This is a genomic window from Rhodospirillales bacterium RIFCSPLOWO2_02_FULL_58_16 (genome assembly GCA_001830425.1).
Classification (GTDB): domain Bacteria; phylum Pseudomonadota; class Alphaproteobacteria; order Rhodospirillales; family 2-02-FULL-58-16; genus 2-02-FULL-58-16.
In genome coordinates this window covers 62,389-75,213 of sequence record MIAA01000039.1, presented here as the reverse complement: position 1 = coordinate 75,213, position 12,825 = coordinate 62,389, and the positions used below count along the sequence as shown (strand labels likewise).

General features: G+C 58.5%; 13 protein-coding genes. 4 read left to right on the top strand and 9 right to left on the bottom strand.

Annotated features, from left to right (window positions below; all coding sequences use genetic code 11):
* Window positions 1–15: 15 nt before the first annotated feature.
* The 8 genes from A3H92_11185 to A3H92_11150 all read right to left on the bottom strand — a co-directional run bounded on the left by A3H92_11185 (window position 16) and on the right by A3H92_11150 (window position 8,803).
* Entirely contained in the window at window positions 16–2,463 is a 2,448-nt protein-coding gene (locus A3H92_11185; protein OHC74022.1) for a DNA gyrase subunit B, read from the bottom strand.
* A gap of 40 nt (window positions 2,464–2,503) precedes the next feature.
* Window positions 2,504–3,673 carry a DNA replication/repair protein RecF gene (locus A3H92_11180; GenBank protein OHC74021.1) on the bottom strand — a complete coding sequence of 390 codons (1,170 nt, stop codon included), beginning with the start codon at window positions 3,671–3,673 and terminating at the stop codon, window positions 2,504–2,506.
* Window positions 3,674–3,745: 72 nt separating this feature from the next.
* Window positions 3,746–4,861 carry a DNA polymerase III subunit beta gene (locus A3H92_11175; protein ID OHC74020.1) on the bottom strand — a complete coding sequence of 372 codons (1,116 nt, stop codon included), beginning with the start codon at window positions 4,859–4,861 and terminating at the stop codon, window positions 3,746–3,748.
* A gap of 17 nt (window positions 4,862–4,878) precedes the next feature.
* Window positions 4,879–6,273, bottom strand: coding sequence for a chromosomal replication initiation protein DnaA (locus A3H92_11170; GenBank protein ID OHC74019.1), 1,395 nt, complete (start codon window positions 6,271–6,273; stop codon window positions 4,879–4,881).
* A 389-nt stretch (window positions 6,274–6,662) separates the two neighbouring features.
* Window positions 6,663–6,929: a 30S ribosomal protein S20 gene (locus A3H92_11165; protein ID OHC74018.1), complete on the bottom strand. Its 267-nt coding sequence runs from the start codon at window positions 6,927–6,929 to the stop codon at window positions 6,663–6,665.
* A 98-nt stretch (window positions 6,930–7,027) separates the two neighbouring features.
* Window positions 7,028–7,315, bottom strand: coding sequence for a hypothetical protein (locus tag A3H92_11160; protein ID OHC74017.1), 288 nt, complete (start codon window positions 7,313–7,315; stop codon window positions 7,028–7,030).
* A 242-nt stretch (window positions 7,316–7,557) separates the two neighbouring features.
* Window positions 7,558–7,944: a hypothetical protein gene (locus A3H92_11155; protein ID OHC74016.1), complete on the bottom strand. Its 387-nt coding sequence runs from the start codon at window positions 7,942–7,944 to the stop codon at window positions 7,558–7,560.
* A 16-nt stretch (window positions 7,945–7,960) separates the two neighbouring features.
* Complete coding sequence (locus A3H92_11150; GenBank protein ID OHC74015.1) at window positions 7,961–8,803, bottom strand: DNA-formamidopyrimidine glycosylase; 843 nt, start codon at window positions 8,801–8,803, stop codon at window positions 7,961–7,963.
* Window positions 8,804–8,849: 46 nt separating this feature from the next.
* On the opposite strand from A3H92_11150, the gene ubiE reads away from it, so the two are divergent.
* Together ubiE and A3H92_11140 are read left to right on the top strand one after the other, a co-directional pair.
* Complete coding sequence (gene ubiE, locus A3H92_11145; protein OHC74014.1) at window positions 8,850–9,614, top strand: bifunctional demethylmenaquinone methyltransferase/2-methoxy-6-polyprenyl-1,4-benzoquinol methylase; 765 nt, start codon at window positions 8,850–8,852, stop codon at window positions 9,612–9,614.
* A 278-nt stretch (window positions 9,615–9,892) separates the two neighbouring features.
* Entirely contained in the window at window positions 9,893–11,422 is a 1,530-nt protein-coding gene (locus A3H92_11140) for a 2-polyprenylphenol 6-hydroxylase (protein ID OHC74013.1), read from the top strand.
* On the opposite strand, the gene A3H92_11135 is transcribed toward A3H92_11140, so the two are convergent.
* Complete coding sequence (locus A3H92_11135) at window positions 11,419–11,847, bottom strand: aspartate 1-decarboxylase (GenBank protein ID OHC74012.1); 429 nt, start codon at window positions 11,845–11,847, stop codon at window positions 11,419–11,421. The genes A3H92_11140 and A3H92_11135 overlap by 4 nt on opposite strands.
* A 213-nt stretch (window positions 11,848–12,060) precedes the next feature.
* On the opposite strand from A3H92_11135, the gene A3H92_11130 reads away from it, so the two are divergent.
* Together A3H92_11130 and A3H92_11125 are read left to right on the top strand one after the other, a co-directional pair.
* Window positions 12,061–12,381, top strand: a complete 321-nt coding sequence (locus tag A3H92_11130) for a hypothetical protein (protein ID OHC74011.1) — start codon at window positions 12,061–12,063, stop codon at window positions 12,379–12,381.
* Window positions 12,368–12,820 carry a hypothetical protein gene (locus A3H92_11125; protein OHC74010.1) on the top strand — a complete coding sequence of 151 codons (453 nt, stop codon included), beginning with the start codon at window positions 12,368–12,370 and terminating at the stop codon, window positions 12,818–12,820. Before A3H92_11130 ends, A3H92_11125 begins: the two co-directional genes overlap by 14 nt.
* Window positions 12,821–12,825: the final 5 nt, after the last annotated feature.

Below are 12,825 nucleotides of genomic sequence, written 5' to 3'. Positions count from 1 at the left end.
TAATGAATTCGGTCGCTAAACATCGAGGTTGACCACTTTCAACGCATTGTTCTGGATGAACTCGCGGCGCGGTTCGACGACATCGCCCATCAGAGTGGAAAAGACTTCATCGGCGGCGCCGGTGTGGCTTTCCTTGACCTGCAACAAGGCGCGGGCTTCCGGGTCCAGCGTCGTCTCCCAAAGTTGTCCCGGATTCATTTCGCCCAGTCCCTTGTAACGCTGGATGCTTATTCCCTTGCGTCCCAGCTCCATGACGACATCGACCAGGGATACCGGGCCGGTGATAATATGTTCGTCATCCTTGACGACAAGGGCGCCGTGGCGGGCGAATATCTCCTGGAGCCTTGCCGCCATTTTATCCAGTTGCCGGGCTTCAGAGCTGCGGATGAGCGCGCTGTCAAGGATGTGGCGCTCGTCAACGCCTCTCAGGGTGCGCTTGAACTCCAGCCCGCCGTCGTTAAGCACCACTCCTCGCCAGCCGCGTTCCTCGAAGACAGCCAGCGCATCAAGGCGTTTGGCGATGACGGAGGCGACTTCGCCGGCATGGGTTTCATCGGATAATATCAATGGGTTGAGCACCCCCAGGATCGCCGCCTGTTCCACCATCGCCAACGGCACATGCTGGGCGAGATGACTGAGAAGCGTTTTCGCCGTGCGGGATTCCTCGACCAGGATGTTCAGGTCGGCGCCGGCCATCCTGACGCCGCTGAAGGTGGTGAGCACGGCTCCCTCATTAATCGCGGCGCCGAGCAGGTGATGCTCCAGCGCATTATCGTCCTTCAGATAGACTTCCGAATTTCCCTTCTTGGCGCGGTACAATGGCGGCTGGGCGATATAGAGATAGCCCTTGTTTATGATCTCCACCATCTGCCGGTAAAAGAAGGTAAGCAACAGGGTGCGAATATGACTGCCGTCAACATCGGCGTCGGTCATGATGATGATCTTGTGATAGCGGCATTTTTCGATGTTGAAATCCTCGGGTCCGATGCCGGTGCCGAGCGCCGCGATCAGGGTGCCGATTTCCGCCGAGCTTAACATCTTGTCAAAGCGTGCGCGCTCGACATTCAGAATCTTGCCCCGGAGCGGCAGGATGGCCTGATTGGCGCGATTGCGCCCTTGTTTTGCCGACCCTCCCGCCGAGTCGCCCTCGACGATGAACAACTCGCTTAAGGCCGGGTCGCGTTCCTGGCAATCAGCGAGTTTGCCGGGCAGAGTGGAAATATCAAGCGCCCCTTTGCGTCTGGTGAGTTCGCGAGCCTTGCGGGCGGCCTCACGCGCCGCCGCCGCCTCGTAAATTTTGCCGATGATCTTCCTGGCGTCCGCCGGATGCTCTTCGAACCAGCGATCCAGTTGCTCGCCGACGATGCCCTCAACGATGGGCCGCACCTCCGAGGATACCAATTTATCCTTGGTCTGGGACGAGAACTTGGGGTCCGGCACCTTGATCGACAGAACGCAGGTCAAGCCCTCGCGGGCGTCATCTCCGGTGATGGCGGTCTTTTCCTTCTTGGCGATGCCGCTGGAATTGGCGTAGGCATTGATGGTTCGCGTCAGGGCGCCGCGCAATCCGGCCAGATGAGTGCCGCCGTCACGCTGAGGAATGTTATTCGTAAAGCAATGGGTTGTTTCATGATAGCTGTCGTTCCACTGCATGGCCACTTCGACGGTCGCGCCGTCGCGTTCTCCGCAAACGATTATCGGCGGCGAAAAAATAGCGGTCTTGGAACGGTCCAGAAACTCGACAAAGGCCACCAGCCCGCCTTCATAGTGCAGATCAACCGTCTGTTCCTTGACATGCCGGGCGTCCGTCAGCCTGAGGGCGACGCCTGAATTGAGAAAAGCGAGTTCACGAAGCCTGTGCTCCAACGTCGGGAAGTCGAATTCAGTCATCGTGAAGGTCTTGGTCGAAGGCAGGAACGTGATCATGGTGCCTGTCTTGAACTTGCCGTCAACCATAGGCGCGTCGCCCGTTTCCTTCAGCGGCGCCTCGGCCTCGCCGCCGACGAACCTGACGAAATATTCCTTGCCTTTGCGCCATATGTGCAGGTCCAGCCAGTCGGAAAGGGCGTTGACCACGGAAATCCCGACTCCATGCAGGCCGCCCGACACCTTGTACGAGTTCTGGTCGAATTTTCCGCCGGCGTGAAGCTGGGTCATGATCACTTCCGCCGCCGACACTCCTTCTTCGAGGTGAATATCGACGGGAATGCCGCGACCGTTGTCGGTAACCGTTACCGAGCCGTCGCCGTTGAGAACGACCTTGACGATGTCACAGTATCCGGCCAGGGCCTCGTCGATGGCGTTGTCCACCGCCTCATAGACCATGTGATGCAGGCCTGAGCCGTCGTCGGTGTCGCCGATATACATGCCGGGGCGCTTGCGCACGGCGTCAAGACCGCGCAATACCTTGATGGAATCGGCATCATAAGATTCGGCGGCGCTTTCCGTTGTTTCTTCAGTCATCTGATAATCTTCAATACAGTTAATTTCGGGTCATTATGCACTATCGGATCGTCGGTGTCACAACGCCGTCTTCAATATTGAAAAATTGCGCCTTGCCGTAAATGCTTGAGAACAAACCAGCATCGGCGCCGGTGAGCCACGCCTGGGAGCCGAGCGCCATAATTTCCGAGAACAGGGCTTCGCGGCGGCGAATATCAAGGTGCGCCGCCACTTCATCCAGCAGCAGAATTGGAATCTTTCCCCGTTCCGCCGCCTGGAGGCGCGTATTGGCCAATACGACGGCAATCAGCAGCGCCTTCTGTTCGCCCGTCGAGCACTGATCCGCCGGACATTCCTTGGCCAGATGCCTTACCACAAGATCGCTCCTGTGAGCGCCCGGCCCGGCGCCGCCGCTTTCCATGTCTGTACGGCGCGCCTTGGCCAGCGCCGCGCGCAGACGGTCCTCGGCCTCAAGCGCCGGCCCCTCGTCAAGCCAATTCTCGATATCGCCCGTAACCGCCAGACCGGCGCCGGGAAAGGGGCCGGTTTCTTTCGAGCATATGTTATCAAGGCGCGAAACCGTCTCGCGCCGCGCTGCGGCGACGGCAATGCCCTTCCTTGCCATAGTGTCTTCCAGGGCGGCCAGCCATTCCGGGTCGGCGCGTCCATGGCGCAAAAGTCGCGCCCTTTCCCTCAAGGCGTGGTTATAGGCGCTGACGCGACCGGCATGGGCGGGATCAAAGCCGAATACCAAACGATCAACAAACCGCCGCCGGGAAGCGGAGCTATCGGTGAACAGCCTGTCCATGTACGGAGTCAGCCAGTAAACGCTGAGCAGTTCGGAAAGCACCGCCTGACTCTTGCGGACCTGACCGTCGACGTGAACGATTCGTCTGTTCATGACAACGTTATTTGAGATCGCTTCGCATCCGGTGCCGATATCAATTTCACCGTCGGGCGTGTTCACGCGCACGGCCACCGCCCACGGTCGTCTCTTACCGGCTCCATCGGCGAATCCGGACTCGCGGCGCGCCACTTCGTCCAGACGCGCCCTTCTGAGGCCCTGGCCGGGAACCAAAAAAGACAATGCTTCCAGAAGGTTTGTCTTGCCGGCGCCGTTCGATCCGGTAAGCACTACCGGACGCGGGTCGGTCTCTATTCTTTGGCAGCGGTAGCAACGGAAGTCGGTAAGCGTCAGGCGGGATACGGAAAGGGGCCATCCGTTACGGATGTTGCCGGGCGGAAATTCCGTATGCCGTTCAAGAATAGCCGAGCCTTGTGAACCGGTCAGTTCACTTCCTCCTCATATACGCATGGGCATGAGCACATAAAGAGCGCCGGCGTCGCCGGCGTCGCAAAGGATTGCCGGCGAGGCGGCGTCGGCCATAATGAAACGGGCGTTGTCTCCTTCGATCTGCTGAATGATTTCGAGCAGGTAACGCGCATTAAACCCGATCTCGATGGTATCTCCATCGTAGCCGACCTCCAGTTCCTCGGTGGCGCTGCCGCTGTCCTGGCTGCTGGCGGAAAGCACCAGAGCGCCCCGGCTCAGGCAGAGCTTGATGGCGCGTGATTTCTCAATGGAAATGGCGGATACCCTGTCCACGGCCTCGGCGAAAAGCTTGCGGTCAATGTCCCATTCCTTGTCGTTGCCGGACGGGATAACGCGCTCATAATCGGGGAAAGTGCCGTCGATCAGTTTGGAAGTCAGCGTCGCATTGCCGAAGGAGAACCGGATTTTGCTTTCTGAAAGGTTGATTTCCACATCGTCGCTGATTCCCTCAATGAGTTTATACAACTCGGCGACAGTCTTGCGGGGAACGATGACGCCGGGCATGTCGGCGGCGCCTTCCGGCAACGGCGCCTCGACGCTGGCCAGCCGATGGCCGTCGGTGGCGACGGCGCGAAGGACATCAATGCCGTCACGCTTGGCGGCGTGCAGATAGATGCCGTTAAGGTAGTATCGCGTCTCTTCAGTAGAGATGGCGAAGCGCGTACGGTTAATAAGAGAGCACAAATCACCGGCGGCGATCTGGAAAGCGTGAGGAAGATCACCCCCGGACATCACCGGAAAATCTTCGCAGGGCAGGCAGGAAAGAATGAACCTGGAGCGTCCGGAACGCAGCGTCATGTTTCCGTTATCGCTGCTTTCCAGTTCTACCTGGGACCCATCGGGCAGTTTGCGTGCGATGTCGTAAAGAGTATGAGCCGGCGCCGTGGTCGCCCCGGATGCGATCACCTCGGCTTCGACCCCGTCAACAATTTCGAGGTCCATGTCGGTGGCGTTCATGGTCAGGCGACCGTCACGCGCCTCCATTTTGACGTTGGAGAGAATGGGAATCGTGTTGCGGCGCTCGACAACGCTTTGCACATGCCCCAGCCCCTTCAGCAACGCCGCCCGTTCAATGGTAAGTTTCATTCCTGACACCAATACCTTCAGCCTTCAAGCATCCGCCGCAAAAGTTCTACATCCTCGGTGAAGGCGGCGTCGCTCTCACGAAGTTCATCAACTTTGCGCACCGCGTGCATCACGGTGGTATGATCGCGACCGCCGAATTTGCGTCCGATCTCCGGCAATGAGCGCGAGGTCAACTGCTTGGCCAAATACATGGCCACCTGACGCGGACGGGCGACGGAACGCGCGCGACGCGCCGAATGCATGTCGGAAATACGGATATTGAAGTGGGCGGCTACCCGCTTCTGAATCTCCTCAATGGTGACGCGGCGATCATTGGAGCGCAACAGGTCGTGAAGAACTTCCTGGGCGGTCTCCAGCGATATATCGCGCCCCACCAGTTGGGCATGGGCAACGACTCTGTGCAGGGCGCCTTCCAGCTCACGCACGTTGGAGGTGATCTTGTGAGCGATAAACTCCATAACCTTGCACGGTATTTCGACCCCAAGCTGTTCGGATTTGGACTGAAGAATGCCCAAGCGCAGTTCATAGGTGGTGGCGTGTATGTCCGCCACCAAGCCGCAGTTAAGTCGTGACTTCAGGCGCTCTTCCATGCCTTCCAGGTCAGAGGGCGACTTGTCGGCGGAGATGATGATCTGGCGGCCCTGGTCAACCAGGGAATTGAAGGTGTGGAAGAATTCTTCCTGGGTAGAGCCTTTGCCGCCGATGAATTGAACATCGTCAATCATCAGCACATCAACCGAGCGGAACATCTCCTTGAAGTCCACGATCTTCTGTTCCCGCAGGGAGCGGATGAAGCGGTACATGAACTTCTCGGCGGAAAGATATATGACGGTGCGCGAAGGGGTGGATTTGCGAATGCGCCACGCCGTGGCGTGCATAAGATGGGTTTTGCCGAGACCTACCCCGCCGTATAGAAACAGCGGATTGAATGTCACCCTCGACGCTTCCGCTATGCGCTGGGCGGCGGCGTAGGCAAACTCGTTGGATTTGCCGATGACGAATTTCTCGAAGGTAAAGCGCGAATCCAGCGGCGCGCTGATGTCATCGCTGTAACTCTCGCCGCTCCCGCTGCGTCCGGATTTTTCCTTGACGATGACAGGCGCCGGCGCCTCGCTCTTGGCCGCAGACGCCCGCTGTTGACTGCGCTCCGGCTGAATAAAAACGTCAACGGCATGAATTTCCGGATTTTCGTTGCGCCAAAGAACGCACAGACGGTCAATAAAGTGGGCGACAACCCAGTCGCGCATAAAACGGGTAGGCGCGGAAATCCTTACAACGCCGTCGGAAATTTCACGAACCGACATCGGTTTAAGCCAGCTCTGAAAGGCCGCCTCGCCGATCTCCACCCGCATGTGAGCACAAACACGCTCCCATTGTTCACTGACCTGGGTGTCTGCCGTTCCGCTTGCCATTTTGCCTAGCCGCCTTCGTTTTCATGCAAAAAATGAATAAACAACCCGCCGTCCCAAGCAGACAACCCCGCCCGGCATTACCGCTCCGGCATTATTGACCAAGAATCAAAATTGCAAATTACCACTAAAACTACCAGTTGCAGCAGGCCGGTCGCCATTTGCCGCCCCCACCAGACCCTGCTCCCCCCGCCGCCGATGACTCAAACTTACACAGCGCACCCGGTCATGGCAACAAAATCAAAAAGAAAAATTCAAAAAGAAACCGAAATAAACCGCTTGACTCCAAATCCATGGATTAAGCAGTCGCCATACGCTGAAAAAGCCCCATAAAAAAAACCGCGACCCATTCGGATCGCGGTCATAAACAAAGCCTTATTGTCTACTGAGCGTCAGGCCGCCATGGCCTTGACTCTGGCCGTCAGCCGCGACAGCTTTCGCGCCACGAGGTTGCGATGAATAAGGCCTTTTTGAGCGCTGCGCATCAATTCCGGCTGGGCGGCGCGGAAGGCGGCTTCAGCAACCGCCTTGTCGCCGCCGTCGATGGCTTCTTCGACCTTTCTTAAATAAGTGCGCAAGCGGCTCACGCACATGCCGTTGACCGCATCGCGCCGCTTGATCTGCCGATCTCTTTTCTTTGCCGATTTGATATTAGCCATCTGTTGCGAAACCCGTTATCCAAGAAAATCATTAAAGCGAAGGCCGGTTTATATAGCCGGCGACAATCCCCGTCAATCCTTTGCAACACGGCGGCAACTCAGGCGCGTTTCTTGCCGGCGGGAGGATCAAAGACGCCGAGAGCCACCGGCAAGCGAACATTCAAATCACTGATGCGCTGTCCGATCTGATGGAACTGTCCATGAACCTCGCCCCGCATTTCCGCCTGAGCCTCCAAAACCTTGACCAACATCGGCTCAAGACGGGCCAGCGTAGCCTTGATATCGGAAACGCTGCTTTCCATGCGGGAGAGACGGTCATTAACATCACTATCCATGCCCGTTATCCTGCGCCCCTGCGGGCGGGATGTCAATTCAAGGCTTATCATCCAGTGGCGGCTTTGCGGACTGGATTGCTTCGTCGCTCCACTCCTCGCAAAGACGGCAAGGCTCGGCCCGGCGCGGACTTGACGGCGGCCAAAATGACTTGGCGCCTTTGCGCCTTCGCGTGACCGATCATATTTCACGCGAAGACGCGAAAGCATGATGAAGACGTGGATGGCCGGGTCTTCGCCCGGCCATGACGGTAAAACAGGATCAAGTCCTTTCAGTCGATTGCCCTGATCTTTAACTACTTCAAGGATGACCCGGTCGGCGACAGCGCAAAGCGGATAGTCAATAGTTTGTCGTCGCCGCTTAATTCCAGCGTCAACGCCTCATCCTCGCGGCTGAAGGTGGTCTCTTTGTCATGTCGCCAACCTAATTGCGGCAAGGTTGATGCGTAAAAATCAATCACCGGATTGCGGGCGACGTTACCCGTGGCGTAGGCCTCGACGATCCTCCCCGCAGGGGTGTCAAAGATCATTCCTGCCCCTGGGCTTTCGGTCAGCCCCGGCATCAGGGGAAGCCCGTCAATGCCGGTGACGAAAGCGTCGTCGGCATGGGCGGGAGCAGCCATCATCCCTGTCAGGATAACAACGACAGCAATGGACAGCGATCTTAAAAAACGTCTCTTCATGACGGTTGCTATACCACTAACGCTGTCTCTCCGCACAATAGAAAGTGGACCGTCCCGACTGCGTGATGCGCTTGACGCCGCCGGTTCGCGTCAGATCACAGTCGCACCCGGAACAAGGTTTGCCGGAGCGCCCGTAAACAGCAAAGCTTTGCTGGAAAGACCCCGATTCTCCGTTCGGCGTGCGGTAGTCGCGCAGGGTCGATCCCCCGGCGGCAACGGCCTCGGACAGGACTTCCTTGATTGCTGCGGCAAGGCGCTCGGCGCAGGCGCCGTCGATAGAATTAGCCGGGCGCGTCGGCGAAATTCCGGCCCTGAATAAAATTTCCGAGGCGTAGATATTGCCGATTCCGGCAACGATCCCCTGGTCCAGAAGCGCCGCCTTTATGGGTCCGCCGCGTTTTTTTATATGCGCCGCCAGATAGTCGCCGTTGATTTCCCCGTCGAGAGGCTCCGCCCCCAGCTTGGCAAGCAGAGGGTGGCGGTCCAACTCATCCGCCTCGGCCAACGTCATCAGGCCGAAGCGGCGGGGATCGTTATAGTAAATGACGACGCTCCGGTCGGTCTCCATGATCACATGATCGTGGGCGCCGGGAGGCGGAGCCTCGCCGTTAAAAAACAAAAACCGCCCTGACATGCCTAAATGGGCTATCAGCGCCGACCCGTCGTCAAGCCTGAACAGCAGGTACTTGCCGCGCCTGTCAACCTTGAGAACCCGGCGTCCTTCCAGGCGTTTAACGAAGTCGGGCGGGAAGGGAAGGCGCAGGGACGGACGCCGCAGGATGACCCGCGCCAGCACCCGGCCCTCAAGTATCGGCTTGAGGCCCAGCCGCACGTTTTCGACTTCAGGCAATTCAGGCATATGGCAAAGTAGCGCAAGATAATCTCTTAGGCTATGGTTGCGCGTCATGTCACGAAACCATCACAGCTCCACGGCTGAAAAAACTACTCATTTCGGGTTCGAGACCGTATCCGAGAAAGAGAAGGCTTCCCGCGTGCGCAACGTCTTTGACAGCGTCGCCTCCCGCTATGACCTGATGAACGACCTGATGAGTCTGGGCGTTCACAGGCTATGGAAAGCGGCCTTTATTAACCGGCTTAATCCCACCAAGGACATGCGTCTTGTTGATGTGGGCGGCGGCACCGGCGACATCGCCTTCCGCTTTCTTGATCGCGGCGGCGCTTATGTCACCGTCTGCGACGTTAACGCCGCGATGCTGGAAACCGGACGTGAGCGCGCCATCGACAAGGGATACCTGAAGGGCATCTTATGGCTTGCCGGCGACGCCGAAAACCTGCCCGTCCCCGATGCTTCCTTTGACGCCTACACCATCGCTTTTTGCATACGCAACGTCACCCGGATCGACAGGGCGCTTGACGAAGCGCGTCGCGTGCTAAAGCCCGGAGGCCGCTTTCTGTGCCTTGAATTCAGTCATGTCGCCGAACCGCTGCTGAAGGGCTTGTACGATGCTTACTCTTTCCGGGTGCTGCCGGCGCTCGGCGCGTGGGTCGCCGATGACGCCGGCGCCTACCGCTATCTGGCGGAGAGCATTCGCCGCTTTCCCGATCAGGATACTTTCGCCGGGATGATCGCCGCCGCCGGCCTGGATAGGGTTAAATATCACGATCTGTCCGGCGGGATCGCCGCCATCCACTCGGCCTGGCGTCTTTAGGGTCAAGACTCACTAAATCCATGAATTCTGCGCGAAGCGGAAAAGGCGGCCCGGCTATGAAAAGGCCGAAAAGCGTAGTATTTGCTACGGTTGAGGCCTTTGAAGACGTCCGGTCGCCTTTTCCGCCGCGCCCGAGAAGGGTGACATCAGAATGACCGAATGGACGGCGGAAAATCGGCTCGCCGGGGGCCTTCAGGCCCGCCTTCGCCGATTCTCCTTGTCCCTCAGTCATTTTGATGTCACAGAATTTCACGAATTTAATGAGTTTTGGCCCTAACATGTTGCGCTCGCTTAAAAATATTGCGCGTTTGCTCGGCATCGCCCGCACCCTGGCCCGCCATGACGCCTTGTTTCTGCTTGAGAAACTCGAAGTCGCCGATGCCGTCGTATCGGCGGCGCGGCTTTTTTCCCGGCGCCATGAACCAGGCCGGCCCGGACAACGGCTTGCCCGCGCCTTGCAGGAAGCGGGGCCGAGCTTCATCAAGCTGGGTCAGGCGTTGTCCACCCGCTCCGACCTGTTGGGCGAGGAACTGGCCGCCGATCTGTCAGACCTTCAGGACCGCCTGGAGCCGTTCAGCGGTATGGAAGCCCGCGCCGCCATAGAAGCCGAGTTCGGTTGTCCGGTTGAGGCCATGTTTTCCGCTTTCAACGATCAGGCGGTCGCCGCCGCTTCCATCGCCCAGGTCCATTTCGCGGTCACTGCCGAGGGCCGGGAGGTGGCGGTCAAGGTCTTGCGCCCCGGCATCGAGGCGGCGTTCGCCCGCGACCTCGACTTTTTCTTCTGGGTGGCGGAGTCGATCGAAGCCATGCGCCCCGAAATGCGGCGCCTCAAACCCGTCGAATCGGTAAAGACCTTGGCCGAGTCGGTGATCATCGAGATGGACCTGCGCTTCGAGGCGGCGGCGGCGGTGGAACTGGCCGGGAACTTCGCCGATGACGATACTTTCAACATTCCCGCCGTTGATTGGGGGCGCACCGGGCGCCGGGTGCTGACCACCGAAAGAATTGCCGGAATCCCGCTGGATGATCGTGAAGCCGTCATCGCCGCCGGTCACGACCCGAAGGAAGTGTTGTCAAAGGCCGCCTCCGCCTTTTTCATGCAGGTGTTCCGTGACGGCTTTTTTCATGCCGACCTTCATGCCGGCAACCTGTTCGTTGTCAATGACGGCGCGGTGGCGGCTGTCGATTTCGGGATCATGGGGCGGCTTGACCGGCGCACCCGGCTGCACCTGGGCGAGATGCTGCTGGCCTTCCTTAACCGCGACTACCGTCGCGCCGCCGAGGTCCACTTCGAGGCGGGGTGGGTGCCGTCGCACCGTTCCCTGGACTCGTTCACCCAGGCTTGCCGCTCCATCGGCGAGCCGATCATGGACAAGCCGCAGAACGAGATTTCCTTCGCCCGTCTGCTGGGCCAGCTTTTCCAGGTCACCGAGACTTTCCGAATGGAGACGCAACCTCAGTTGCTGCTGCTTCAGAAAACATTGCTGGTCGCCGAGGGCACAGGGCGCAAATTATGTCCCGATGCCAATATGTGGTTCGTGGCGCGTCCCCTGATCGAGAGCTGGATCGCTGAAAAAATGAGCGCCGAGGCGCGGGTCCGCGAGGCTGCGGAGGAGGTGGCGCAAGCCGTCAAACGCCTGCCTCAGATTATGGAAGGGATCGGCAACGGCCTCGCCATGCTCGCCGAGGGCGGCGTCAAACTGCACCCGGACACCGTTCGCGCATTAAAAGGGGGCGGGCGGAGTAAAACACAAGGCCTTGCCTGGATCGCCCTGGCGCTAATCGCCGTGGCGCTGTTGGTGCTTTAATCTTCGTCTTCGTTTTCGTCTTCGGTGATCTGAAAGTCGAAATCCCGGTCTTTGCTTTTATATACGTCGTAATGAAATACGCGCTCGATGATGTTGCCGGGGCCGAAGACAAGCACAGGCGGCTTGAAGTCGTAAAGCTTTTGGCGGTCCACATATTCGACGGCGGTGATGATCACCTCGTCGCCCACCTGGCAGGTGCGGGCGGCGGCGCCGTTAAGCACGCAACACCTTGATCCCGCCTCGCCGTAGATCACATATGTGCTGATGCGCGCTCCCGTATGCTTGTTCCAGACGTTGACGAACTCCAGCGGCAGGATGCCGGCCTTTTCACAGATAACCGGGTCCAGCGAGATCGAGCCGTGGTAATTGAGATCGGCGCCGGTGATCCGGATGCAATGCAGCTTGGCGCGGACAATCTTTAACATACGGAGGGGTTCCTTGCGACCTTGAGGGCGCGAACCCTACACCGGAGTCTGCGGCTGTCAAGGAAAACCCCGCCGCTTCCCCATATTGAACGGCCTCTTCTTTTCCGGATGGGGATCAGATACATTGAGCAGAGGCAAGCGGCATAAGATGAAATCGTGGCGTATTTTGTGCTGTCGTTATGCCTTCAATCTTCCTGACCGGCGAGGTAGCGCATGAGCCGCCCATCAATCCCTTCGGAGCTTCTGGATTCCGTCGTCGCCTGCTTTCATCCGCGCCGGATCATTCTATTCGGGTCACGGGCGCGCGGCGAAACCGGACTCGACAGCGACATCGATCTGCTGGTTGAACTGGATGATGATGTTTTGCCCGAGATGCTGTCGGCAAATGCAATCCGAACGGCGCGTGGGAACTACCGTCGTCCCGTCGATATCATTCCCTGCCGCGCCTCTATTCTGGCGTCACGCGCCCGGGCCATCGGTTCATTCGCCCATATCGTGCTGCGCGACGGAGTAACGGTCTATGAGCGGCGCTGACGAGCAGGACATCATCCAGTGGCAGGACGCTCTGCGCTGGTTAGAGCGGGCGGCAGAGGATATCGGCGTCTCCAGGGCGCTGATTCAAAAAGGGTTCATCTCTCACTCCGCTTTTCATATCCAGCAAGCGGCGGAAAAGATTTTGAAGGCCTTGTTAGTGGCGGCCCGCCAAGACATTCGCAAGACACATGACCTTGCAACATTGGCCGTATTGGCGAGAGAACACTGGCCAACCATTGTTATCAATCCTTTCAAACTCGACTATGCCTCGCGCTGGTATATAATCAGCCGCTATCCCGGCATTGAGGAGATAATGCCGGGGCTTGCGGATGTAAAAGAAGCCCTGCCCGAGGTCGAAGCATTATTCGCTTCTGCAATCGCCAAGGCCCCGCCGGAATTGGCGCCCGAAGCGCAAGCCGTTCTTAGGAAAAGCCTTTAGGGAGC